At 46.5% G+C, this 23,873-nt stretch carries 22 protein-coding genes and 1 pseudogene; 9 read left to right on the forward strand and 14 right to left on the reverse strand.

Annotated elements, in window-relative coordinates; all coding sequences use genetic code 11:
- Nucleotides 1-73 precede the first annotated feature (73 nt).
- Nucleotides 74-1,261 (forward strand): MFS transporter, encoded by a 1,188-nt coding sequence (locus FD47_RS00730; RefSeq protein ID WP_054732199.1) that lies wholly within the window; start codon nt 74-76, stop codon nt 1,259-1,261.
- Nucleotides 1,262-1,375: 114 nt separating this feature from the next.
- Entirely contained in the window at nt 1,376-2,794 is a 1,419-nt protein-coding gene (locus FD47_RS00735) for an MFS transporter (RefSeq protein WP_056979918.1), read from the forward strand.
- Nucleotides 2,795-2,915: 121 nt separating this feature from the next.
- Here FD47_RS00735 and gap read toward each other — a convergent pair whose 3' ends face one another.
- Nucleotides 2,916-3,926, reverse strand: a complete 1,011-nt coding sequence (gene gap / locus FD47_RS00740) for a type I glyceraldehyde-3-phosphate dehydrogenase (protein WP_054732201.1) — start codon at nt 3,924-3,926, stop codon at nt 2,916-2,918.
- Nucleotides 3,927-4,148: 222 nt separating this feature from the next.
- Here gap and FD47_RS00745 point away from each other — a divergent pair, with 222 nt between their 5' ends.
- Nucleotides 4,149-4,709: a helix-turn-helix domain-containing protein gene (locus FD47_RS00745; protein ID WP_054732203.1), complete on the forward strand. Its 561-nt coding sequence runs from the start codon at nt 4,149-4,151 to the stop codon at nt 4,707-4,709.
- Nucleotides 4,710-4,790: 81 nt separating this feature from the next.
- The gene (locus FD47_RS00750; RefSeq protein ID WP_054732205.1) at nt 4,791-5,516 is read left to right on the forward strand and encodes a MerR family transcriptional regulator; all 726 of its coding nucleotides are present in this window, start codon (nt 4,791-4,793) and stop codon (nt 5,514-5,516) included.
- A gap of 95 nt (nt 5,517-5,611) precedes the next feature.
- Here the strand turns inward: FD47_RS00750 and FD47_RS00755 are convergent, their stop codons facing one another.
- The gene (locus tag FD47_RS00755) at nt 5,612-6,967 is read right to left on the reverse strand and encodes an FAD-dependent oxidoreductase (protein WP_056979919.1); all 1,356 of its coding nucleotides are present in this window, start codon (nt 6,965-6,967) and stop codon (nt 5,612-5,614) included.
- Between the two features lie 268 nt (nt 6,968-7,235).
- Between FD47_RS00755 and FD47_RS00760 the strand changes: the two genes are divergently transcribed.
- Nucleotides 7,236-7,460: a hypothetical protein gene (locus FD47_RS00760; protein WP_040537526.1), complete on the forward strand. Its 225-nt coding sequence runs from the start codon at nt 7,236-7,238 to the stop codon at nt 7,458-7,460.
- Between the two features lie 93 nt (nt 7,461-7,553).
- Here the strand turns inward: FD47_RS00760 and FD47_RS00765 are convergent, their stop codons facing one another.
- The 12 genes from FD47_RS00765 to FD47_RS00820 all read right to left on the reverse strand — a co-directional run bounded on the left by FD47_RS00765 (nt 7,554) and on the right by FD47_RS00820 (nt 19,484).
- Nucleotides 7,554-8,510, reverse strand: a complete 957-nt coding sequence (locus FD47_RS00765; protein WP_054732206.1) for a zinc-binding alcohol dehydrogenase family protein — start codon at nt 8,508-8,510, stop codon at nt 7,554-7,556.
- A gap of 19 nt (nt 8,511-8,529) precedes the next feature.
- Nucleotides 8,530-10,053 (reverse strand): ABC transporter permease/substrate-binding protein, encoded by a 1,524-nt coding sequence (locus FD47_RS00770; RefSeq protein WP_054732209.1) that lies wholly within the window; start codon nt 10,051-10,053, stop codon nt 8,530-8,532.
- Nucleotides 10,050-10,991 (reverse strand): ATP-binding cassette domain-containing protein, encoded by a 942-nt coding sequence (locus FD47_RS00775; RefSeq protein WP_054732210.1) that lies wholly within the window; start codon nt 10,989-10,991, stop codon nt 10,050-10,052. Before FD47_RS00775 ends, FD47_RS00770 begins: the two co-directional genes overlap by 4 nt.
- Nucleotides 10,992-11,143: 152 nt before the next feature.
- Nucleotides 11,144-11,653, reverse strand: coding sequence for a DoxX family membrane protein (locus FD47_RS00780; RefSeq protein ID WP_054732212.1), 510 nt, complete (start codon nt 11,651-11,653; stop codon nt 11,144-11,146).
- A 128-nt stretch (nt 11,654-11,781) separates the two neighbouring features.
- Nucleotides 11,782-12,186: a flavodoxin family protein gene (locus FD47_RS00785; RefSeq protein WP_169790552.1), complete on the reverse strand. Its 405-nt coding sequence runs from the start codon at nt 12,184-12,186 to the stop codon at nt 11,782-11,784.
- A gap of 158 nt (nt 12,187-12,344) precedes the next feature.
- Nucleotides 12,345-13,187, reverse strand: coding sequence for an ATP-dependent sacrificial sulfur transferase LarE (gene larE / locus FD47_RS00790; RefSeq protein WP_008210917.1), 843 nt, complete (start codon nt 13,185-13,187; stop codon nt 12,345-12,347).
- 28 nt (nt 13,188-13,215) lie between these two features.
- Nucleotides 13,216-13,635, reverse strand: coding sequence for a nickel pincer cofactor biosynthesis protein LarC2 (larC2, locus tag FD47_RS16050; RefSeq protein WP_225352681.1), 420 nt, complete (start codon nt 13,633-13,635; stop codon nt 13,216-13,218).
- A 32-nt stretch (nt 13,636-13,667) separates the two neighbouring features.
- A complete protein-coding gene (larC, locus tag FD47_RS16055) occupies nt 13,668-14,453 on the reverse strand; it encodes a nickel pincer cofactor biosynthesis protein LarC (protein ID WP_056979920.1) in 786 nt (261 codons plus the stop codon).
- The gene (larB, locus tag FD47_RS00805; RefSeq protein WP_056979921.1) at nt 14,446-15,225 is read right to left on the reverse strand and encodes a nickel pincer cofactor biosynthesis protein LarB; all 780 of its coding nucleotides are present in this window, start codon (nt 15,223-15,225) and stop codon (nt 14,446-14,448) included. The genes larC and larB overlap by 8 nt, the downstream gene beginning before the upstream one ends.
- A gap of 58 nt (nt 15,226-15,283) precedes the next feature.
- The gene (locus FD47_RS00810) at nt 15,284-16,546 is read right to left on the reverse strand and encodes a lactate racemase domain-containing protein (RefSeq protein ID WP_054732216.1); all 1,263 of its coding nucleotides are present in this window, start codon (nt 16,544-16,546) and stop codon (nt 15,284-15,286) included.
- Nucleotides 16,547-16,681: 135 nt separating this feature from the next.
- Nucleotides 16,682-18,082, reverse strand: coding sequence for a flavocytochrome c (locus FD47_RS00815; protein WP_056979922.1), 1,401 nt, complete (start codon nt 18,080-18,082; stop codon nt 16,682-16,684).
- Between the two features lie 13 nt (nt 18,083-18,095).
- Entirely contained in the window at nt 18,096-19,484 is a 1,389-nt protein-coding gene (locus FD47_RS00820) for a class II fumarate hydratase (protein ID WP_056979923.1), read from the reverse strand.
- Between the two features lie 611 nt (nt 19,485-20,095).
- Here FD47_RS00820 and spxB point away from each other — a divergent pair.
- The 4 genes and pseudogenes from spxB (at nt 20,096) to FD47_RS00835 (ending at nt 23,861) form a co-directional block, all read left to right on the forward strand.
- Nucleotides 20,096-21,856, forward strand: a complete 1,761-nt coding sequence (gene spxB, locus FD47_RS00825; RefSeq protein WP_056979924.1) for a pyruvate oxidase — start codon at nt 20,096-20,098, stop codon at nt 21,854-21,856.
- Between the two features lie 209 nt (nt 21,857-22,065).
- Nucleotides 22,066-22,212, forward strand: coding sequence for a hypothetical protein (locus FD47_RS15790; protein ID WP_235806039.1), 147 nt, complete (start codon nt 22,066-22,068; stop codon nt 22,210-22,212).
- A 26-nt stretch (nt 22,213-22,238) separates the two neighbouring features.
- Nucleotides 22,239-22,932 (forward strand): annotated as a pseudogene (locus FD47_RS00830) (FAD synthetase family protein); the annotation flags it as partial.
- Nucleotides 22,933-22,970: 38 nt separating this feature from the next.
- Nucleotides 22,971-23,861, forward strand: coding sequence for a LysR substrate-binding domain-containing protein (locus FD47_RS00835; RefSeq protein ID WP_054732218.1), 891 nt, complete (start codon nt 22,971-22,973; stop codon nt 23,859-23,861).
- The last annotated feature ends 12 nt before the right edge of the window (nt 23,862-23,873 follow it).

Below are 23,873 nucleotides of genomic sequence, written 5' to 3' on the forward strand. Positions count from 1 at the left end.
TTGGCCAAGTAAGCGCAATTCACCGGGCTTCCTTGGTCACCTACATACATTTCACCAAATTGGAGGTCATCTCGTGAACCAAAATAAACAAGGCATCAATTTCACATTCGAAGTTTTCCTTCTGGCCGCAAACCTGCGCCTGGCAATCATTGGCATCCCACCAATTGTCAGTAAAGTTCAAGCATTCTTTCACCTGACAACGGCCCTAACCGGTGCCTTAACAACCATTCCCTTACTTTGTTTTGGGTTTTTATCGGTTTTAACGGCCCCGGTTATTCGGCGCCTCGGCACCAAACGAACCATCGAATTTGCGCTGTTAATGCTTGCCATTGCCAATTTACTGCGAACTTACGTCAGTTGGGGCATGTTTGCGGGCACGATCTTTGTTGGCGCTGGAATTACCATGTTAAATGTTTCCCTACCGGCCCTCATTGTTGAACGGCAACCCCAGGATGCTGGCCGGCTGAACGGCGTATACACCGCTTCAATTAACATCATTTCGGCAATTGTTGGCGGGATCGCGGTACCCGTGGCGAATGCTTTAGGCTGGCAGTTTACCGTCCAATTATTTTCCGTACCTGCCATTATTGCGTTTCTGGCCACGCTTCTTTTGCCCAACAAGAAGTCTCGCCGGCAAAGTTCCGCCCCAAGTCGCCCAGCAGGGGGATCCCAAACACCAATTTGGAAACGGGGCCACGTGTGGATGCTGGCACTGTTTATGGGGTTACAATCAATGATCTTCTATACGATTGTAGCCTGGCTGCCCAATGTCCTAACGTCCCATGGGCTGTCAGCAACGACGGCTGGCTGGTTGTTCTCAATTTTTCAAATTATTGGCGCCCCGTTTGCATACCTGGTTCCCCGCGCCACCACGAAAGTCGCTAACTTACAAATCCTCATGGGTTCGCTGTTGGCTGGTTATCTGGTGGGTACCGGGATCCTCATTTTCTTCGACGCAACTTGGTTGTTGATTTTGGCTTGTCTGGTTCTCGGCATCACCACGGCATCGGTTTTCACCTTTTCGCTGACCATGATCACGACCATTTCGCAAACGCCTCAGGAAGCTGGATCGGTTGGTGGCATCGTGCAATCCATCGGTTATTTGATTGCCAGCGTTGGCCCCACCATTTTTGGAGTTATCAAGACAACCCTGGGAAACTGGCCGGAGACGCTGATTGTGATGAGTATTATTTCTGTTGTCAATATTTTAGTTGGCTTCACGTTGATCCAGGTCATTCGTAAAAACCAATTTGTATTTTGATGATTCCCTTAAAGATGAGCGCTTAGTTGAATAACGCTGATCTTTTTCTTTTGCCATCCGAATGGGGTATGCTGAAGAAAATGTTTCAGTATAACCTCAAGGGAAGCGATATCCATGCCTGGGAAAGTCACCACCTTAAAAATCTGGTGGATCTTCACCGCCATCTCCATCTTTTCATTTATGTCGACCTTAACCAGCAGTGTTGTCAACATCGCCATGCCGGTGATGAGTCGGGCGATGCGGGTGACCACAACGCAAATTAACTGGGTGGCTTCCAGCTATCTGGTCATAACGTGCATGTTACTGCTGCCATTTGGTAAATTGGGGGATCTCTTTGGCAAAATTCAGATCTTCAAAATCGGCACCATCATCTTCACAATCAGCTCGTTTCTGTGCGGGCTTGATTTTGGCTTCGGCTTCTTGCTCATCTGTCGCGGCCTGCAAGCAATCGGCGCCAGCATGACTCTTAGCAATAATACCGGCATCATTACCGAGATATTTCCACCTAAGAAACAGGGCCTGGCGCTTGGCAGCTTTTCGTCAGTCGTTGCGCTGGGTGGAATTGTCGGTCCCGGACTTGGCGGCTTAATTCTGGCTCACCTTTCGTGGGCTTACATCTTCTGGATCAACGTGCCACTGGGGATTTTTGCCATTATCGTTGGGCAATTTGTGCTGCCAAAGGACCGCTCAAATTCAAATCATTCAATCGATGTCTTCGGACTATTATCCTTCGGCATCATGATGGGCACCCTCTTTATCGGCCTCCTATGGGGACAGGAAGCAGGCTTTAAGAACGCTGGTTTTATGAGCTTCATGGCGGCAACAATCGTTCTACTCATTATTTTCATCAGAACTGAATCGAAAGCCCCCAATCCCGCAATTAATTTTAGCCTTTTTAAAAACGCAAACTTCACGTTAAACTTGGTGGCAACCATTCTCGTATACGCCCTCAATTTTGTGGTCAACATCATTGAGCCGCTCTATCTTCAGGCTAACCGCCTCATTTCTCCAGAGGTGACCGGTCTCATCATGATGAGCTTTCCACTGATTCAGATTATGATTGCCCCACTGGCCGGTACCCTGTCCGATCACTTAGGCGACTGGCAGGTTTACATTGTCGGAATGGGCATTCTGGTTGGCGGCCAAATCGGGCTGGCGACCGTAACCCACAACACGTCACTGCCGTTACTTTGCAGCTGGTTAGGCTTAATTGGGCTTGGCAACGGCGTTTTTCAAGCCCCAAATAATGTCATGGTTATGCAAGCCGTTCCGAAAAATCAACTGGGAGTCACCAGCGGCCTGTTAGGTCTGTCACGAAACACCGGAATGACAGTCGGGACGATTTTCTCAAGCATTTTACTTTTCACCGGCATTAACCACGTTCTCGGTCACACCGTGAATAACTATCCGGTCCAAGCACCAAACGCGTTTATCTTCGGCATGCGATTTACATTCATCGTCACCAGCATCGTTTTTATCATTTTTCTAGCCCTCAACATTGCCATTCGAATTCGCCAGCAGGCACACAAATGACCCATATACGGCATATAGAAAAATATGTCGTATCCAATATCACGCGGTCGAAATAAAAAAGCCTCAAGGAAATGACCTTGAGACTTTTGCATGTGATGGTTCGAGTCACATTTTGATGAAACTACTTATTACCGAATGCTTTAGCAGTTCGGATAAAGTTGGAAACAAATCCATATTCGTTGTCAAACCAGGTAGCGGTCTTAACAACTTGGAAGTCACCATTTGAAGTTACTTCGGTTTGGGTTGGATCATAAACGGCCCCGTGGGTGTCGCCAATGATATCAGAAGATACAATTTCATCTTCATTCCAACCGAATGCTGGGTTATCCTTAGTGTAAGGCTTGATTGCGTCATTGACTTGATCAGCAGTGACGTCCTTGGTCTTCAAAACGGAAACCAGTTCGCAAACTGATCCGTCAATAACGGCAACCCGTTGGGCATGCCCATTCAAATGACCATTCAGTTCTGGAATAACCAAGCCAATTGCTTTAGCAGCCCCAGTGGAATGAGGGATTGTGTTGGACGAAGCAGTCCGGTTAGGGCGCTTCTTCTTACCCTTAGGCCCATCGAGAATCATTTGGGAACTCGTAAAGGCGTGAATTGCGGTCATTGTGCCGACTTCAATGCCAAATTCTTTGTTCAAAGCTGCGGCCATTGGTGCCAAAGCATTTGTAGTACATGATCCTGCGGAGATAATTTGGTCACTTGCATCCAAGGTATCATCGTTAACATTGTAAACAATTGTCTTAATTGGACCAGCTGGCGCAGAAATCAAGACTTTCTTAACGCCGGCGTCCAAATGGGCCTGTGATTTTTCTTTTGAAGTGTAGAACCCGGTACATTCGAGAACCAATTCCACGCCATCGTTTTTAGCCCAAGGAATATTTGCGGCATCCCGTTCTGCGTATACATGGAACTCATGACCATTCACAATAATTGAATCGTCGGTTGAACTCACATCATATGGCAGGGTCCCATGGGTTGAATCATATTTAAACAGGTAGGCGAGCATTGAAGGGGTTGTTAAATCGTTAATTGCGGTGACTTCAATGTCGGGATCGTTAACTTCCAAAATACGGCGAAGTGCTAACCGACCGATACGGCCAAATCCATTAATCCCAATTTTTACCATATTTTTTCCTCCTCATACATAAACGACGGGCACAATTAAAATGTGCCATAACTTTCTGAACAAATTAAGTATATTCTCGTAAGGGCTTTTCGCAAGTAATTCGACTTAGGGCCAATATTAGCAACCATCACGCGTGACAATGCCGTTCGGCAGCCATGTAAAAGAACTTTGATAGCGCAAATTCGGCACTTTTGCCATACTTAAATTAGGGAGATGAACCAATTGAACCTCAGCAAACAGATCAAAACCCATCGTGAACGTGAAGGTCTATCACAGGAAGAACTCGCCGAGAAACTCTTTGTTTCTCGCCAGACAATTTCTAACTGGGAAAACGATCGGACTTATCCGGACATCGACAGTTTATTGTTGTTGAGTAACCAATTTGGCATTTCCCTGGATGAATTGGTGAAAGGAGACGTGGAAACAATGAACCGCAAACTTGCAGCGCAACACAGAACAACTTGGCACATGCTGGGAGGCTTATTTTTGGCCGGCATCCTGGTTGGCCCCGGACTCTACTTTTTTGCCAACTGGGGGTTACTATTTTTTATGATCCCGGCAGGCTGGTCGCTCTTTAACGCAATAAAGATCGAGAGGTGGAAATATGATCATCGCCTTAGGACTTACGAAGAGATTTTGGCGTACGAAAAGGGCCAGCCAGTCCCCCGAAACGCTCAGCAATCGACAAAAAGTCGCCTCATTGTCCCAATAACGACTATCGTCTTAGCAGTAATTCTTATTTCACTGACTCTTCTAAGCATGTGGTTGTTTGGAGTCCTATAAACATTATTTCAAGAAATTGGCCAAAAGGCTTGCTCATCACGTTACGTCACCCTGTACAAATAGACCTGGAGGTGAAAATCGATGTCAACTTACACAACGGGTCAAATCGCCAAGAAAGCGAATGTTTCCGTCCGCACAATTCAATACTATGATCGCAAGGACTTGCTTAACCCGGCAACGGTGTCTGAAGGTGGTCGCCGGCTCTATACGGATCACGAACTCCAGCAGTTGCAACTTATTCAACTGCTTAAGTCAATGGGCCTTTCACTAACCACCATCAAGGATGTTCTGGAAAGTCCAAACGCAAACCAGGTTCTCGATTCATTGCTGGTTGAGCAAACCCGATCGTTAACCGATCAAATTAAGGCCTCAGAAAAGCGCCTCACCTTAGTTGAACAAGCGCGCCGGAGCATTGGTGACTTGGAAATGATTTCTCCAAATACACTCACTGGCATCGAGACGATGATGGAAAGCCGCAAAAAATTACGAACGGTGCATATCACAATGATGACGCTGGGAGTTATCATGGACATCATTGAAATTTCAGTGATTGTTCTCTGGGCCATAACGGGCATTTGGTACCCAGCATTGATTGGACTGATTATCATTATTGGCATGGCAACTTATACGGTTCATTACTACTACCAACGGGTCCGTTACGTTTGCCCGCAATGCCACACAGTATTTCAGCCCCCAATGAAGAGCTTCTTCTTTTCCCGGCATACGGCGAAGACTCGTAAGTTAACCTGTCCGCATTGTGGCTATCACGGTTACTGCGTTGAGGTTGGCGATTGGGAATCTAATTAGGGTCCATTCCAAAATAATTTCCATTAAGCATAAAACAGGATCGAAAACCACTTTCAAAGGTTTCCGATCCTGTTTCAGTTTTTCAAACGAACTCGTTATTTAGCTAACTCGCGTTGCGCTTTTTGAGCCGCCACATTAATAATGTTCCATGGCCGGTCAAATCCTGGTTGGAAGAAGAAGTCAGCGTATGCCAAGTCATCAACGGTCAATTTCTGTTGGATTGCCAGCGAAATGACATTAATATTCGCAGTAACGTCAGCTTTTGACATGATTTGGGCGCCTAAGATTCTGCCATCGGTTGGGTCAAAGGTGAGTTTGAACTGAACCTTTGGATTCTGATCTGCTGGTACAAATGGTGGTCGGTAGGTATCTTCAACGTAGACGGATTGGGTGGTCATGCCAAACTTATCGGCAGTGCCTTCCTTAATTCCAGTTGAAGCAAAGTGGTAATCAAACACACTCAATGCCGATGAACCGGAAACCGCCGGGGTTGGATACTTAGCGTCCGTTAAGTTCTTAACGGCATACCGCCCCTGACGCCGGCCATTGGTAGCCAACGCAATCTGAGCTGGTTTGTCAGTTGGCGCAAACTTAATCTTAGTCGCATCGCCAACCGCGAAGATATCTGGTTGACTCGTGCGCTGATACTCGTCGGTTTTAATGGTACCGTTACTGTTCAGTTCCAATGTATCGGCAAGCCACTTGGTATTTGGTCTGACACTAACGGCTTCAACCACTAATTCTGCGGGATATTCAGCCTGATCGGTCACAACCTTGGCAACTTTACCGTCCTTGCCAACGATTTCTTTAACCGTTTCACCGGATGCGGCGTGAACCCCGTTCTCAGCCATTTCCTTCGTAAGAACACTGGTAAACTCTTTGTCCAGATAGACACTGAGCAAGCGCGGCAAAATATCAATCACCGTGACGTTCTTGCCGGCCTTCGCGAAGACTTCAGCGGCTTCAATCCCAATGTAACCAGAACCGATAACCACGACGTTCTTAATGGTTGGTTCAACGGTGGCACGCTTAAGCTTCATTGCCCAATCACGGCCCCGCATATAATAAACGTTATCTAAATCGTTACCTGGAACCGGCAATTCAACCGGCACGGCACCAGCACTCAGGATTAATTTATCGTAACTTTCATCACGTTCAGTCCCATCAGCCAGGTTCTTCACGTGAACTTCATGTTTGTCTGGTGAAATGCTGGCAACTTCTTGACGAACGAAGACATGCACGCCCTTGGCCCGCATTCCTTCAGCCGTTGCGTAACGGACATTGTTCACATCTTTTACGACGCCTTCAAGATAGAGCTGCATCCCGCAAGAAAGAAAGGACACAAAGTCACCCTTTTCGTACCATTGAATTTCTGCATCCGGCTGCGTTGCCAATAATTCACGAACTGCTTCAAAGCCACCATGAGATGAACCAACAACAATAACTTTCACAATAAATTCCTCCTCCATTTATACTGTGCCTACATTATAACAATTCTAAAGTAGAAATACCACCTAACTTAGAATCATTCTAATATATTAATATGGAAAATACCGATTCTAGAGGCCGTGATATCAACGTTACGAAATGTTACAAAAAAATTGAAACTGTAAAATAATTAACCTTGTGTTGGCCTCGTATTTCCATTATAGTATCTTTAACAGCTTTTAGGTTGTGTAAAATATAATTATGCCAAAAAATTATCAGGAGGTCCTGCCAATGTTAAAACAAGTCATTCCAAAAATCATTGATGCTCTGGCATTGTCCGCTATTTCACTTGCGACAGTCCTCTTCATTGTCAAAGGAATTTTTGACCTTTCTTACACCGGTACTTATCCATGGCAGCAATACATGTTTGATTTTGGAATCGGTATGCTTGGTGTTGGCGTTCTCCTGATTATTATCGAAATGTTGGAATACATCACCCGACGGTTTCGTGAGTAACCCGCAATTATTTGAATGATGTTTGATCTCTGGTATTCAAAAGCCGTGATGGCCCTACTTTGGGTCACCACGGCTTTTAGTTAATGATCAACATTACACCATCACAATGACTTTTCCAAAACTATCATGGCTCTCAAGATATTCGTGAGCTAACCGGGTTTCCGGTAAACTGAAAACCTTCGCTGGAGTGGCATCGACATGGTGCTCTTCGACAAAACTAACCATTTCCTGAACCGCTGCGAAGGACACCCTTTCCCCGGAAGAAAAGGTGGTCAAATAGCGATTATTGGGAATCGCCGAAATCGGTTCAAATTCCGGAATTGTCCACTTGCCGCCAAGCTCCCCGGTCATATTCACAATCCCAAATTCCGTTAGGTGTTTCAATGAATCTAAAAGCGTTGTTGGGCCAACCAAATCAATGATCTTATCGAAGGGCTTCTGGTCAGTTGGAAGCGTCTCGTTGGCAACAAATGCTTCGTCAAACCCTGCCTGACGCAACTGGTCTAATTTAGCGGTGGATCGTGATGTCCCAGCAACCGTTATTTGTGGTGAAAAGCCCTTGATTAGTTTCATGCTGGCAAGGCCAACCCCGCTGGTTGCCGCGCGAACTAGAACCCGATCGGTTTTCGATAATCGCAAACTTTTGAGAATGCCAAACGCGGTGTAGTAGGTCTCGGGAATGGTTGCTAACTGCTCCCAGCTTAACGAGGTCTTTACCGGATAAACCTGCTTGTTCGGAAGCAGGACGTACTCGGCATACCCCCCATCGAAGGCCCGACCCATTTCGCCCATAATGGAAATCACCCGTTGGCCAACTTTAAACTGATCAGGCGTCGACGTCTCGGCAACTTCGCCAACCGCTTCAATCCCCAAAATACGTGGGAAATGCACACTTGGCGAGTACCCTTGACGGGTAAAGATTTCGGAGTGATTAATCCCAAACCCCTTCACCTTAACCAACGTCCAGCCGGGCTTCACTTTCGGGGTTGGAACCTCCTTATATTCTAAAACTTCCGGACCACCTGCGTGCGTAACAACAATTGCTTTCATTATTTTCACCCCATTTACGTTACTTCATCAAATCATGGTGTATCAGATAATGCCTGGCAACATCCGCAGCCTTCAGATGTTTCACAGTTACCTGATAGTTCATCTCCTGCATATCCGTTGTTGAAATTTTCCCAGCAAGCCGATTTAAATCGCGCACCACTTCCGGATGCCGCTTTGCGAACTGATTGGTCATCAATGGCGCTCCCTGGTACGGCGGGAAGAATTTCTTTGAATCAACGAGTGTCACCAGATGATACTGGCGAATCTGCGGATCAGTGGTGTACGCGTCGGTCACGTCCACGCGCCCATCTGCCAAAGCTTCATAACGTAACGACGGCTCCATGGTGCGCACCGATTTCAAACTCAGATGGTAAGCTTTTTGTAAACCAGGATAACCGTCAGACTGCTGATAAAAATCTGGATCAAACGCCCCTTTAAGGCGACCGCCCACCCTTGCTAAATCGGCAACCGTCCTTAAATGGTACCGCTTGGCTGTCGATCGTCGCACGGCCATCGCATAGCCATTCTGATAAGCCATTGGTTGCAAATAAGTCATTTTGAACTTCGCGTTTAGTTCGCGTTTAGCATCCTGATAAGCTTTTCGAGGATTGCGGTTAATGCCGTTGGGCTTCTTAACTAGAGATTGAAGCGCCGTTCCGGTAAATTCCGGATAAACGTCAACCTTACCGCTTTGCAAGGCCTTGAATAGGAAACTCGTGCCACCAAAGTTTGGTTTTAACTGCACGTGGACATTTGGCTGGTTTTCCTCGATTAAATCCTTATACATATTAATTAAAATTTCAGGCTCGCCCCCCATCTTCCCCGCGATGGTGATGGTTTGCGATGGGCGGGTTAGCTGGGTCCAGCCAAAGCCAATGCCGCCAAGTACCAGCAGGGTGACCAGACCGATCCCCAATTTTTTGAAGGAAACTTTTGCCAAGACCTTAATCAGCCAACTCGCAATCAACGCCAGAATCGCCGAGAGCACCGCACCGACAATTAGGGCGGCATTGTTATTGGTCTGAATGCCCAGCAGAATATAGGTTCCCAGACCGCCGCCACCGATTAGAGCCGCTAACGTCGCGGTTCCGATTACCAAAACGGTTGCGATCCGAATCCCGGAGAGAATCATCGGCATCGCCAGTGGTAGTTCAATTCGAAACAGTTTAAACCGGCGGGTAACCCCAAGCGCGTCCGCCGCTTCAATCAGCACCGGATCAATATGGGTCAGGCCGGCATAGGTATTTTGAAAAATTGGCATAATTGCGTACAAAACCAGCGCGATAATTGCGGGCACCGTTCCAATGCCAACAAACGGAATCAGGATCCCTAAGACGGCTAAACTGGGAATCGTTTGAATCACCCCGGCAATTTGGGAAATCACCTCACCAATTTTGGGTCGGTTAACCAAGACAATCGCTAAGGGAATCGCAATTGCAATGGTGATCAGCATCGCAATCACCGAAATGGTAATGTGCTGCCAGAGAGCCTGAAGAATCGCGGTCCAATTTTTATTCACGTAATTAACAACTGAATCGGTCATCGCTGACCTCCCTTCGCAAAGTCGGCAATGTAGGAAATCAAATCACTGGCGGTCAGAACCAAGCCATCAACGGAAACCCGCTCGTTTGGATTGCGTTCCAGTAATCCCGCCCATTCGTACACGGTTTGATCGTTGCGTAATTCAATCACGTTATCGGCCGCGGTTTTCGGCCGCCCTAATCCCGACGCCACCACTTGCTCAAGCAGCCGACTGCCAGAATCTTCAGCGTCAAAAAAATACTTCACAAAATCGTCGGCTGGATTGGCCATCATGTGATCCGGTTCACCCACCTGCAGCAGAACACCATTATGGATAATCGCCAGTCTGTCGGCGAGTAATGTCGCCTCATGAATATCGTGGGTCACAAAGACAATCGTCGTATCAATTTGCTTGTGGAGTTCAATCATAATTTTCTGAAGCTGCCGCCGTGATACCGGGTCTAACGCACTAAATGGTTCATCCATCAAGACCAGCTTAGGCCTACCAGCCAGGGCCCTGACAATGCCGACGCGCTGCGCTTCACCACCCGATAGTTCACTTGGCATTTTTACCAAAAATACATCTGGATCTAAATTGACGCGGTTCATCAAGTCAACGATTCGGTCATGCTTTTTCTGGGGATCCCACCCGAGGTTGTCTAACTGAATCGCAGCATTCTCAGCCACGGTCATGTTCGGAAAGAGCGCCCCAGTTTGCAAAACATAGCCAATTCCGCGCCGTAGCAGGCGAATATTGGTTTGCGATACGTCTTGATGATCAATTTTAACAGATCCCGCCGTTGGAACAACCAACCGGTTAATCATTTTTAACAATGTCGTTTTCCCACTGCCAGATGGGCCAACAAGAACAAATAGTTCCCCGTCATTGATGGTTAGATTCAGGTCTTTAAGTGCAACCAGATCGGGATATTGCTTCGTCACGTGTGAGAATTCAATCACCGTGATCACCTCGTTTAGTATATTTAGGCTTAATCAAGTGGCCTACTCAGTATTCAAACACCCCTAATCATAACAAAAACAGCGTCTCCTGACTAAAATAATCCCAAAGAATTATTTCAATCATTAAACGCTGAATTCATTTATTAAATCGACTATTTTGTTGACTGAGTGACTGATCGCTGCAAAAACGGCATCTTTTCCCGTAAGAACGGAACAATCCAGCGATCCAAGCCAATCTTACCGGCATTGTATCCAGCGGCCAAAATTAAGAACTCAATGATAATGAATGTTGGGTTAACGGAAACCGTTCCTGCTAGCACATAGGCAAAGTTCATCAGCATCCCAAAGAATGCGGCGGCCGTTGTCAGTGTTCCGAAGAATAGGCCAAGACCAACCAGTAATTCACCCCATGAAACACAGAAATTAAAGAATGAGATATGCGGTAGAACAAAACTCTTTAGAAACGAACCGTACCAACCATACGCCGGCTGACCGGTTGGTGCCATGACGGGATTCTTAATTGCCCCCATGACAAAGCCTTTGGCATCAAACCCCTTTGTGAGTTTCTCAAAACCATCCATTAACCACTCAAAACCAATGTATAACCGCAGAACGGTCATTATCCACATGCCACTTTTTGTATCTCGTAACCACTTAATCATAAAATCATCCCTTACTTAATCTTCAAATTGGGTTGTAGATCCAATCTCAACACATCCACAAGATTAGTAATGATGATAATCAATCGTAATTGATTGAACTGGCAATCCATACTTTCCAACAATCCAATTTACTGGGTAACGGCACCCTTTACAAAATCGGTAACTTCTTTTTGCTGATGACTGCTGATATTCCCCATCTTTGGCATAACGCCGTGAAGAAATAGGTGTTGATCGGCAATCGGAATCTTCTTTTTATCCAAAATCTTCGAAATTTGCTTTTCAATCGTGAATACGCTTCCAGAAGTGCCAAATAAATAAACTTCCTTAACCTTCGTGGGATCTAAATCCTTAGCATATTCTTTGAGGTGCTTATCAGCGCTCATATTATAAACGCCACCGCCCAGAAATAATCGATCAACGGTATCCGTGATCGGCGTATCAATGGTTTCAGCCTTAACGTTCAACTGATCTGCCAGCATATTTGCCAGCTTTTCGGTGTTCCCCGTTCGTGAATAATATCTAATTGCATCCATAATTGCCATCTCCTTAATATCATAAGCTTTGGAACTTACTAAATTAATTATAGTGCTGTATCCGCTTTCACGCAAAAAATAACCAATCCAACCCGCTCACTGCGCCAAAAAAAGAGGCGCCAAGTTCGCGTCTCCGTAGTTCAAAATGATTATCAAAATTATTTTTCGGTTGCGGTTAATTTTGCCTTTGTCGCCTGTGACAGATCGTCGTTCATTCGGCCGCTCTTAAAGCCAGCCATATCAACGGTCACGTACTTGAATCCGTACGACGTCAACGCATCTTGAACCCGATCATGCTGACTAATCAAATCATTGAGCCGGTCAGCGGGAACTTCAATTCGGGCAATTTCATTGTGGAATCGAACCCGGACGATCGGGAAGCCAAGATCCCGGAGAAACTTCTCTGACTTCATCACCCGACTAATTCGTTCAGTAGTTAACTTGGTATAGTATGGGAACCGCGACGAAATCGAGCAACTGGCAACTTTGTTCCAATTATTCAGCCCGAGTTTCTTAGCAAGTTCGCGGACATCTTTCTTGTAGAACCCAGCCTTTTCAAGCACGCTGACTGCTCCAGCCTCATTTCGAGCGATTAACCCGGGCCGGAAATCACTCAGGTCGTCCATAATCATTCCATCAAAAACGGCGTCGTAGTGGCCTTCCGTGGCAATTTCAGTCATTCGATTATAGAAAAGTTTCTTGCTGAAATACCAAGTTTCCGGTTCGTTTGCGACAATGTGGGCGTTAGATAAATAATCAATATTGACACCACGAACGGTTGCCTTCAAGTCCTTTGCAAGCGCGATTGCCTTGTCATATTCCTCGTTGGTGAACAATTCCGAGTTAGCTACCACCGCAAGGACGTTATCCCGTCCCAGAACTTTTAAAGCTTCAGCCAGGACAAGCGTACTGTCAATCCCGCCGGAAAAGGCAACAACTACTCGTGAATACTGCTTAATGATTGATTCAAGTTTACGTTGTTTTTGATCTAATTCTGTCATAAGCCATCCATCCCTTCATCTTGTCAAATTAATCAAGTTTCCGATACACCGCTTGATAGACGTCCTGAAGCGCGACGTGGTAGTGCTTAGCCGCCGCTAGACAATCTTCAAATTCCGGTGTGCGTTTTGCAATATCTTTAAATGTGGCCACTTTAACCCGGATCGCACCGAATTGCGTCTGAACCGTTTCAAAATCGCGATTCATCACCGTGCGGTTCAAGGTTTGATACCGCACCCCGATCGTGGTTGTCAGTCGTAAAACCAACTCGGCTAACCGGTCCCGATCAGCTGGTTGAACCAACACACTAAATTGGGTTGCCGGCCGATTCTTTTTCATCTGGATCGGCGTAAAGTAGGCGTCCAGCGCCCCGGCATCCATCAGTTGATCGATAACCGGCGCCAGGGTTTCCGGTGATTGATCATCAATATTGGCGTCAATCAGCGTAATCTGGTCCTTGTCGTGCTTGACGACGTGGTCACTTAAATTTTTTTTTTACATTTCAGCACCCGTAAAGCATTAAACTGGGGAATCTTGCGGTTACCAAATCCATAACCGACACCCTGGATTTCCCAGTCTTCAGGAACCGTGCCAAATTCACTGACAATCTCTTTAACGATCCCCATACCGGTTGGCGTTACCAGCTCGGTTCGCACGTTGGTTTCCTGCCGAACGGGAATACTGGTTCCTACCCGCATTTGCATCACCGCGGGAACCGGGACCGGCATGACACCGTGGGCAACCTTGATGAACCCGGAGCCATCAGCAATTTGCGAGCAATGAACCTCGTCAACATCGAGAAGTTCCAAGGCCACAAACGCCCCGACAATGTCGACGATCGAATCCAGGGCCCCCACTTCATGAAAGTGAACGTCATCGAGGGGCATATGATGGACTTTGGCTTCGGCTTGGGCAATGTCCGTAAACACCGCAATTGAATGGCGCTTCACGGCGGCAGACAAATCGCTCTTATCGATCAACTCCGTAATGTCCTTGAGATGACGATGCGGTCCATGATGGTGATGGGCATGAGCTTCTTCAGCTGAAACCGGAGCGTCGTCCTTGCCGGCAACAGCCAGTACCGTATCAAAGTTAGTCCCGTAAATACTACTGTGGGCAACCCGTTCAGCGGTCAATTCATAGCCGGAAACGTGTAAGCGGGCCAACTGATCCTTAAACGCCTTAAAATCAATTCCCAGATCCAAGAGCGCGCCGATAAACATGTCGCCACTAATTCCCGAAAACGCATCTAAATATAGTTTAGTCATCCGTGCCTCCTAAATGATTGATCATACTAGCCGAATACGCGGCACCAAAACCATTGTCGATATTTACCACCGTCACGCCGGAAGCGCAGCTATTCAGCATCGCCATCAAAGCGGTCATGCCCTTAAAGCTGGCCCCATAGCCAACGCTGGTGGGAACGGCAATCACGGGCACGTCCACTAATCCGCCGACAACACTGACTAACGCGCCCTCCATACCGGCAACGACAATCACAACCTTAGCCTGACGAATCGTATCGATATGCATCAGCAACCGCTGCAAACCGGCCACCCCAACATCATAAACCTTCTGAACTCGGTTTCCATATAACTCCGCAGTCACGGCGGCCTCTTCGGCAACCGGAATATCGGTTGTCCCAGCTGTGACAACGGCAATGAACGACTTGGTTTCCGGTTGCCGAGTTGCAACTTCCGTCATACAGCGGGCGGTCTCGTGATAGGTGACGTTGGGCAACGCCTTTTGAATTCCTGCAGCCTGCTCAGGTGAAATCCGGGTCGCCAAAATATTTTGGTGATTGGTGTGCAGGGCACTCATGATGGCAACAATTTGATCAACCGTTTTGCCCTCGCCATAAATGACTTCCGGATAACCGGTGCGCTTCTGGCGTTCCAGGTCAACTTTGGAAAAATCTAAATCGGAAACCGTTTTTTGTGACAACAATTCCGCCGCCTGATCCACATCAATTTGATTGCGCGCCAGCTTGTTCAAAATGTCCTTAATTTCGCTTGCCACAGCCACACTTCCTTTGCTCATTCAACTATCGGTCGTAAGTTATTATTATTTTAAAACTGCGAACTCAATAAGTGAATCTTTAATTTGCATTCGGGGCTTCCGGAACCGTTAAGGAACCGGCAGGCAGCACAATCACGGAAGCATCCGGTCCTTTTTGGGCCAGTGCTTCGGCATAGGCAACCTTTAAATCATGAAACGGCTTGAAATGCACGTTGCGCATCTCTTCGTCGGTCAACTCAGTGACTGCCCAAGTTGAAGCCCACGTGTCGATTTGCGCCATTTTTGCCGCCTTGTGGTAGCCCAAATGCCAGCTCTCGTCGATTTTTTTAAGAACCCCCGCAGCAGTTTTTTCAGAACTAAGGAGGTTATAAAACGGTTTCGGCCCAATTCCGGTCCGGCAAGTCGCCACCAAAATCAAAATACCGTCCTTATTTAACGCCAATTTACCATTGTCCAGGGCCTTCTGTGACTGATACAGGTCAACGTCCATGGGATAGGGTGCCGCCGAAATGACGATATCAGCCTTATGCGGAATTTTGACGCCAAAGACTTCCTTAGCCTTATCAATCCCCGCGTAAAAGGATCCGTTTAAGTCGCCGGTTGTGACCGCGTATACATCGTGGTCGCTATCCAGAACGGTTTCGATGGCAAAGATGTTCAGGTCCTTCAATACCTTCATGGCGTCCATCATGTCTTCATGAACCGGATTGCCCTTTAAATTCATCGCCCGGGCAGAATCCATTAGGGCCAAGTGATGATTTTCCGAGATTGTCTTGTACGAGGCGACACCAGGCAGAAATGATTTCCGGCCGCCGGTGTATCCCGCAAAGTAGTGGGGCTCAATGGAACTGATCGGAACCACCCGATCAGCTTCGGCAACGATCTTATTGATGTACATTTCAGTGCCGTTTTTCGATTTCCCCAAGTAGTCCATCGGATCATTCTTACTGTCATGGCTGTGAATCAAGCCACGTGCCTTCAGATCTTCGTATATATCAGATCCAAAAATAAAGCGGTATTCCGCTTCGGTTGGTGCCCGGTGAACGCCCGTTGCCACGATGAACGAAATGTTTTTATCCTTAATTTTTGGATAAATGAGTTTCAAAATCTTGGCGGTCGGCGTTGGCCGAGTTCCGTCATTTACGATAAAGACAATTTTCTTATCAGTATTAATGAATTCGTCGAAAGACGGCGAATCAATCGGATGCGCCAGGGCCTCACTGATCACCTGATCAGCGTCAGGTTTGGTCACTGGGTTGGGATTATAAACGCCGACAAGCTGATTATCGGCAATTTCAATGTTAAAGGCATCCTTTTCACCATAGGGTACGCGTACTTTCATGACGTTTTGGGTCCTTTCCTGTTCAACTTTAAATTAAAAACGGCAAACCATTAAGTTCGACAAAAGGCTGGGACAAAACGATTTGTTTTGTTTCCAGCCTACCATTAATTGATTTGATTGTCGTAAAAATTTTTACTAATTCTTTGTGTCCTGAATGTACTTAAATGACTGTTCGCCAGCTTGACGACCAAAGATGACCGTTTCAGCAATTGAATTGCCGCCGATTCGGTTATTTCCGTGCAGACCACCGGCAACTTCACCACCGGCAAACAAGCCTTTAATTGGGTTACCGTCGTCAGCGAGCACTTGGGCTTTACGGTTAATCTTGACGCCGCCCATTGTGTAGTGAACCGCTGGGGCGATGTGGATGGCGAAGAATGGGCCATGCGAAATATCGCGTTCCATCCCGGTTGATCGCCCAAATTGGGAATCGTTTTGATCGGCAACCGCCGTGTTCCAATCGGAAACCGTCTTTTCCAGGTTACCGGAATCCACCTTAATGTTAGTTGCCAAGTCCGCAATCGACTCACCGTGAACGACCAAGCCAACATGATCATAGAAGTCCAGAGCCTTCACATGTTCACGGATACCTGAATCCAGAATCAGATAGGCACTCTTTTCAGGCAGCCCATTAATGGCGTTGGTGACGTTCTTTCGGGTATCAAGTTCGTTCACAAATCGTTTACCTTCACCATTAACTAAGATAGCGCCCTCACCTCGGGTGGCTTCACCAATCAGAAAAGCGTGGTCGGTGTCCTGCTGGACGGTTGGGTGAACCTGAATTTGATCCATATCAACTAATCCAGCCCCCACTTGTTGGGCAAGCTTAATACCATCACCGGTAGCACCGGGTTGGTTGGTCGTGTTGTAGTCAACCAGGTCGGGACGGTATTTCTTGATGATGTCCTTGCTGGCACCAAATCCACCGGTTGCCAGGACAACGGCATCGGCTTTAATTTCGGTTTGCGAACCGTCACCAAGAGTTGCCGTTACCCCGTCAACGACGTTCCCAGTTTGGTTGAGTTTGTCAACGTGAACGTCAGTAAACACCGGAATTTGTTGCTTTTCAACTAATTTCAGTAATTCGGTAACCAGAAACCCGCCGATTGGAGCGAGACTGGCTGGGCGGTGGGTCCGCTTAATTTTCATGCCGCCGGTGATCGTCAGGTCATCCAAATGAATGCCGTGATCTGCCAGCCAATCAATGGCTAATGCGCCATGGGTTGTAAAGTACTGCAGCATTTCTTTGTTATTCATCTCACCGCCGCCGCGATAGGTATCTTCGTAAAATTCTTCATAACTATCCACGATGTGGTGCTTTAACTGAACGCTGGTTTCCGCGGCATTCATGCCGGAAGATGCCCGGTTGGTGTTGCCGCCCAGCTTATCCATTTTTTCAAAAATAACGGGCTTTAACCCCAGTTCATGAGCTTGCAGCGAAGCAACCAACCCGGTTGCCCCTGAGCCAATCACAACCAGATCATATTGATCCTTGAGTTCTTTAATGTCTGTCGGTTTGAAGACGTATTTTGCCATATTGTCTCTCCTCTTACTTGTCGATGTTTGTCATCTTTAATGGGTCGACCCATTCGTCAAACTGTTCCGCGGTGACTTTGCCTGATTTAATCGCAGCTTCACGCAATGTGCTGCCAGCTTTATCAGCTGCTTGCGCAATCTTGGCACTGTCATGGTAGCCAATGTGTGGTGACAACGCGGTAACGGTCATCAATGAGTTGTCGACTAATTCGGTCATCCGATCGGCATTGACTGTTAAGCCATGAATCATCTTGTCAGCAAATCCCGTCATTGTTCCAGCTAACAAATCGGCTGATTCCAGGAAGGCGTCGATGAGAACTGGTTTATAAACGTTCATTTCAAAGTTACCTTGAGATGCGGCCAAATCAACCACCACATCGTTACCCATTACACGAACAGCAGCCATCGTAACGGCTTCGGCCTGAGTTGGGTTAACTTTGCCGGGCATAATTGATGAACCTGGTTCGTTAGCCGGAATGTTCAATTCGTCGTAGCCGGCACGGGGACCACTGGCCAAGAAACGGACATCGTTGGCGATCTTCATCAAGTCGGCAGCCAGTGTCTTCATCGCACCATGGACAACGTTTAAGCCAGAGTGAGCAGCCAATCCGTCAAACTTGTTGGTGTCCGCCGTGAATGTCAATCCGTAAACCTTGCTCATGCGATCCGCAATATCTTGGGCAAAGTGTGGCGCAGCGTTTAAGCCGGTTCCAACGGCGGTCCCGCCCATTGCGAGTTCCAGCAGGGTTGGGTCCAGACTCTTGAGATATGACAGGTCATGTTCAACCATGCTGACCCAGCCGCTGACTTCTTGGCCAAATGTCAATGGCGTAGCATCCTGCAAGTGGGTCCGGCCAATTTTAACCGTTCGCCAGTAGGTTTCCTGTTTAACTTTTAATTCATCAATTAAATGTTGAGCGGATTTTTCAAGATTTTGAACGGCTTCACTAGCGGTAATATTCATAGCCGTTGGGAAAATATCGTTTGAACTTTGGCCATGGTTCACATCGTCATTTGGCAAAATTTCAATACTATCATCAAGTTGAGCCGCCTTATGGGCAACGACTTCATTGACGTTCATGTTAGTTTGGGTTCCTGACCCGGTTTGATAAACCTTTAATGGGAAGTCTTTTCGTAAATCCTCATCAGAAAGGGCCAGTAATGAATCAATTGCCTTAACGATTAACTGACTCTTGTCGTTGCTTAAGGCACCCTCTTCGGCGTTGGCCTGAGCGGCAGCCTTCTTAATTTGCAATAACGCTTTGATAATTGGTAGGGGCATGAATTGGCCGGTAGGAAAGTTATTTCGGCTTCTTTCTGTTTGGGGTCCCCACAATGCTGAAGCTGGAATCTCAACTGGACCTAATGTATCTTCTTCAACGCGGACATCTTTGTTTGACATATAAATTACCTCCACTAAATGTTCATAACAACCATCGTATTAATCAGAATACCAAATGAAACCCTGATGTTGAAGCGTTCATCGCCAATTTTTGTGACCAAAATCACAAATAATCGCAAAAAATTTTCAGCGCAGTTAAAACGCTTTCAATCATCTTCAAGATGATGTTACTATTTATGAACCATTATAGTCAAACATATAGATGGTTATAAATAGTTTTTATATATCATTGCCGGTGAAAACGCCGATAATTCGGCAACGTCTCCTGGCATTTCCCCTTTTTCCAAAGGATATTGACCCTCAAAAATGATCAAGAATTAGTGAGTGATTTTTCAAAAATAATTTTCAATTAAACGTCTAAAAAATGAGCAAAATTTCACAAACTTTTTTACCGTAAATTTTTCTGAATATTAAAACTAAAAAATTAACTATCTGTCTTAATGCCGTCACAGTGGGGTTTACAACCAACATTTATTTCAATATTTTTGCAACTTGGCATTAAAAAAATTAATTAATTTAAATTAAAGCGTTTACATTTCACAAATTCGATACTATACTCGGGTAAGTGAAGGGTAATAAATTCATCAAAATTTTAGGAGGTTTAATTTACTATGGTTGAAAAGATTAGTGGATCCGATGCTGTATTAAAAGTAATTGAACAATGGGGCGTTGACCACATCTATGGCCTGCCAGGTGGCTCATTTGACTCGACCATGAATGCAATTCATAACCAACAAAATCAATTGAAGTTCGTCCAAGTCCGTCATGAAGAGGCCGGCGCAATTGCCGCTTCCGCTTCAGCTAAGTTAACCGGCAAAATCGGGGTTTGCTTTGGCTCAGCTGGCCCAGGTGCCGTTCATTTGTTAAACGGACTCTACGACGCTAAGAGTGACGGGGTTCCAGTTTTGGCAATCGTTGCCCAAGTTCCTTCAAGCAACATGAACAAGGACTTCTTCCAGGCAATGGACGAAGAACCAATCTTCGACGACGTTGCTGTATGGAACCGGACGGCTATGACCGCGCAATCCTTACCTGAAATGACCGATGAAGCCATTCGCAAAGCCTACATGAAGCATGGGGTTGCCGTTTTGACAATTCCTAAGGACTTTGGCTGGGCTGAAATTAACGACAACTATCAACCAAACGTTAAGTCACACGTTGCCCCGCTCTATCCAGAACCACGTAAAGAAGACGTCAACGAAGCTGTTCAAATGATCAAGGATGCCAAGTCCCCAATGATCTACTTTGGGATTGGTGCCAAAGATGCAGCCGACGAATTAAAGGAAGCCTCCGAAAAGTTCAAGATGCCACTGGTTTCATCCGTTTTAGCCAAGGGCATTTTACCAGACGATTACCCGGCATACCTGGGATCAACCGGCCGGGTTGCGCCTAAACCAGGTTCTGAAATTGGCTTTAGCACTGACTTGATTCTTTGGGTTGGTAACAACGTGCCATTCAGTATCTTCCTGTTTAATAAGAACGCTAAGGTTATCCAAATTGATATTGAAAGCGAAAAATTAGGCAAGCGGCGTCACAATGACGTTTCAATGTTGGCAGATTCCAAGAAAGCCTTGCGGGCAATTATTGACGCTGGTGAAGCCAAGGAACCATCCGCATTCTATCAAGCATCATTGGCTGATAAGAAGAACTGGAATGACTGGTTGGCAAGCTTTAGCGATTCAACCGAAATGCCGGTTCGTCCAGAACCAATCTTTGATGTTTTGAACAAGACCGCTTCTAACAAAGCCGTTTGGGCAATCGATGTTGGAAACGTCAACATTAACTTTGAACGGCTCATCGATATGCATGACGATCAGAAGTGGGCAACTTCCGGTATTTACGCAACCATGGGCTTTGCACTGCCAGCTTCAATCGCTGCCAAGATGGAATACCCGGATCGTGATGTTTACAGCTTGAGCGGTGATGGTGGCTTTGCAATGTTGATGGAAGAAGTCATGACGCAAGTTAAGTACAACCTGCACGTTGTCAACGTCATCTTCAGTAATGAAACCCTTGGCTACATTGAAGCAGAACAGACTGATGATTCGCATCAACCATTGTCGGGTGTTGATTTACCAGCAACCGACTGGGCTAAAGTATGCGAAGGCATGGGTGCTGTTACCTACACCGTTAAGACCAAGGATGACATGCAAAAGGCCTTAGCTGATGCCAAGAAGACCGACAAACCGGTTGTCATTGACGTCAAGTTAACGCACAAGATGCCATTTACAACTCAGCACATGTTCTTGGACTCATCATGGCAGGACAAAGCCAAGATCGATGAATTCGTTAAGAAGTACGATGCTCAAGATTTGAAGCCATTCAGCTACTTCTTAAAGGAAGCTCAAAACCATCAACTTCAAACCAACTAATTAAATCATCAGCGAATCAGCGGGGTTAATAACCCTCCTTGCACTGCCGGAATGGCAGATGAGTTGAAATCGGAAACCATATTCAATTCCGGTTTCTATTCAATAAAATTCGTAAACCAGTAAGTGGGTGGGGCAAAATGAACTTTTGTCTCCCCCACTTATTTTGGTTATACTTAGTCTGATGTTATTTTTGGGGGAAAATAAACCACATGCAAGTCATCTACTTGAACAACCACACACATCAGAATCAAGCCATCGTATCAAAACAACCAATCGTGTTAGCGCTTGGGTTCTTTGATGGGGTTCACCGCGGCCACCAGGAAGTTATTCGAACCGCCCGACGAACTGCCGATTAAAGGTCATGACCTTTAATCGGCACGCNCGCATCCCGGGTGTTTAACCATTCCGAATCATCAGGCTTTCGGTATTTAACCACGTTAAAGCAAAAGATCGAACTCATTTCCAAACTGCAGGCAGATATTCTCTATGTGGTTGATTTCAACAAGCATTTTGCCAGTCTGCCCCCCAAAACGTTTATTAACCGATATGTCCTGGGATTGAACGCGAAGATTGTAGTTGCCGGCTTCGACTACACTTTTGGCCAGGGGGGTACCACAACGATTGAGTCGATGGCCGCTCTGAGTGAAAATGAAGTTCAGACAATTACCGTTCACGAGCTGGACAGTGAAAAGACCAAGATCAGTTCCACCAGAATTCGGCATCTGATCAGTATCGGAAAGATTGCCGAGGCAAATCGCCTGTTGGGACACCAGTACGAAACAACCGGCAAACTGATCCACGCGCGAATCAACGGCCTTTCCATTGTTAATCCGTCCAGTCGATTGCAACAGCTGCCGCCAAGCGGTCAATATGCTTGTGAAGTACGGGTTGCCAACCAGAAAGTGTCCATGGCCGTCCAAGTCGAGCAGCCCAGTAACGTCAAGCAGCCAGCCGTGATCTACATTGATCGCCATGCATTTAAAAACTTGCCGCATATCAATTCACTACCGGTTTCGATCAAATGGCGGCACGAACCAGATTCGTTTGGACACCCATCGGCTGATCAGCTAAAATAAAACGTATCAATCAATTCAAAATAAGGGAGGCGGCACGATTGAAATTACGAGACTTGGAATACTTTTGCTACCTGTACCAGGTCGGCACGTTCACCGGCGTCGCCAATCATTTTCACGTGGAACAACCCACGGTAACCCTTGCAATTAAACGCCTTGAGGCTTCTCTAAACGCGAAACTGGCCTTTCGGAACCGCTCTAAGGGTGTGATTCAGATCACGCCGGCGGGGGAAATTCTGTACCGCCACGCAACCAGCATGTTACGGGACGCGGAATTGGCCGGCCTAGAAATCAGTAAATACAATAGTAAGAAGATTCGATTTGGACTGCCGCCGATCATCGGCAGTCTCTATTTCCCATTGGTGATTGACCAAATTATTGAAGAGCATCTCCTGGATGATCTTGAAGTCGACGAAAATGGCTCCCAGCAACTCCTTTTGGACCTGCTGGGCGGTAAAATCGACATTGCGTTATTGGGCAGTCCAATGCCGATTCAAAACACCGCCATTCAAACGACCATGCTGACGAGTCGCGAATTCGTGGTAATTTCTTCAAAGGACCATTGGCTGGCCAATCAGGAACAAGTTGCCTTTTCCGACCTGCAAAACGAACGGTTCATTACCCTTAACGGCAAATTTATTCACGCCAACGTCTTGAAGGTCTATTCCCAACAGGCCCAGTTCAAACCACACATTGTTTTCGAAACCGAAAGTATTGCGACCATGAAACGGTTGGTCGAGAAGAATGCCAGGATTGGTTTACTGGTAAAGGATGCTGTGAGCCAAAATGATCAATTATCGCAAACCACCCTCGAAAACCCGCTCCCGGAACGCTTCAACATTTCAATCGCCACGCGCAAGGGCTATTTGGCCGATGACCACGAGCAACGATTCATCGATCAACTAACCAAACTACAGTCCCAAATTAACTAACCAGAAGGAAGG

Source organism: Lentilactobacillus parafarraginis DSM 18390 = JCM 14109 (genome assembly GCF_001435895.1).
GTDB lineage: Bacteria > Bacillota > Bacilli > Lactobacillales > Lactobacillaceae > Lentilactobacillus > Lentilactobacillus parafarraginis.

Coding starts and splice junctions, on each gene's coding strand:
- FD47_RS00735 (WP_056979918.1), top strand. CDS start 1,376: ATGCCTGGGAAAGTCACCACCTTAAAAATCTGGTGGATCTTCACCGCC.
- gap (WP_054732201.1), bottom strand. CDS start 3,926: ATGGTAAAAATTGGGATTAATGGATTTGGCCGTATCGGTCGGTTAGCA.
- FD47_RS00750 (WP_054732205.1), top strand. CDS start 4,791: ATGTCAACTTACACAACGGGTCAAATCGCCAAGAAAGCGAATGTTTCC.
- FD47_RS00760 (WP_040537526.1), top strand. CDS start 7,236: ATGTTAAAACAAGTCATTCCAAAAATCATTGATGCTCTGGCATTGTCC.
- FD47_RS00765 (WP_054732206.1), bottom strand. CDS start 8,510: ATGAAAGCAATTGTTGTTACGCACGCAGGTGGTCCGGAAGTTTTAGAA.
- FD47_RS00770 (WP_054732209.1), bottom strand. CDS start 10,053: ATGACCGATTCAGTTGTTAATTACGTGAATAAAAATTGGACCGCGATT.
- FD47_RS00780 (WP_054732212.1), bottom strand. CDS start 11,653: ATGATTAAGTGGTTACGAGATACAAAAAGTGGCATGTGGATAATGACC.
- FD47_RS00785 (WP_169790552.1), bottom strand. CDS start 12,186: ATGGATGCAATTAGATATTATTCACGAACGGGGAACACCGAAAAGCTG.
- larE (WP_008210917.1), bottom strand. CDS start 13,187: ATGACAGAATTAGATCAAAAACAACGTAAACTTGAATCAATCATTAAG.
- larC (WP_056979920.1), bottom strand. CDS start 14,453: ATGACTAAACTATATTTAGATGCGTTTTCGGGAATTAGTGGCGACATG.
- larB (WP_056979921.1), bottom strand. CDS start 15,225: ATGAGCAAAGGAAGTGTGGCTGTGGCAAGCGAAATTAAGGACATTTTG.
- FD47_RS00810 (WP_054732216.1), bottom strand. CDS start 16,546: ATGAAAGTACGCGTACCCTATGGTGAAAAGGATGCCTTTAACATTGAA.
- FD47_RS00815 (WP_056979922.1), bottom strand. CDS start 18,082: ATGGCAAAATACGTCTTCAAACCGACAGACATTAAAGAACTCAAGGAT.
- FD47_RS00820 (WP_056979923.1), bottom strand. CDS start 19,484: ATGTCAAACAAAGATGTCCGCGTTGAAGAAGATACATTAGGTCCAGTT.
- spxB (WP_056979924.1), top strand. CDS start 20,096: ATGGTTGAAAAGATTAGTGGATCCGATGCTGTATTAAAAGTAATTGAA.
- FD47_RS15790 (WP_235806039.1), top strand. CDS start 22,066: ATGCAAGTCATCTACTTGAACAACCACACACATCAGAATCAAGCCATC.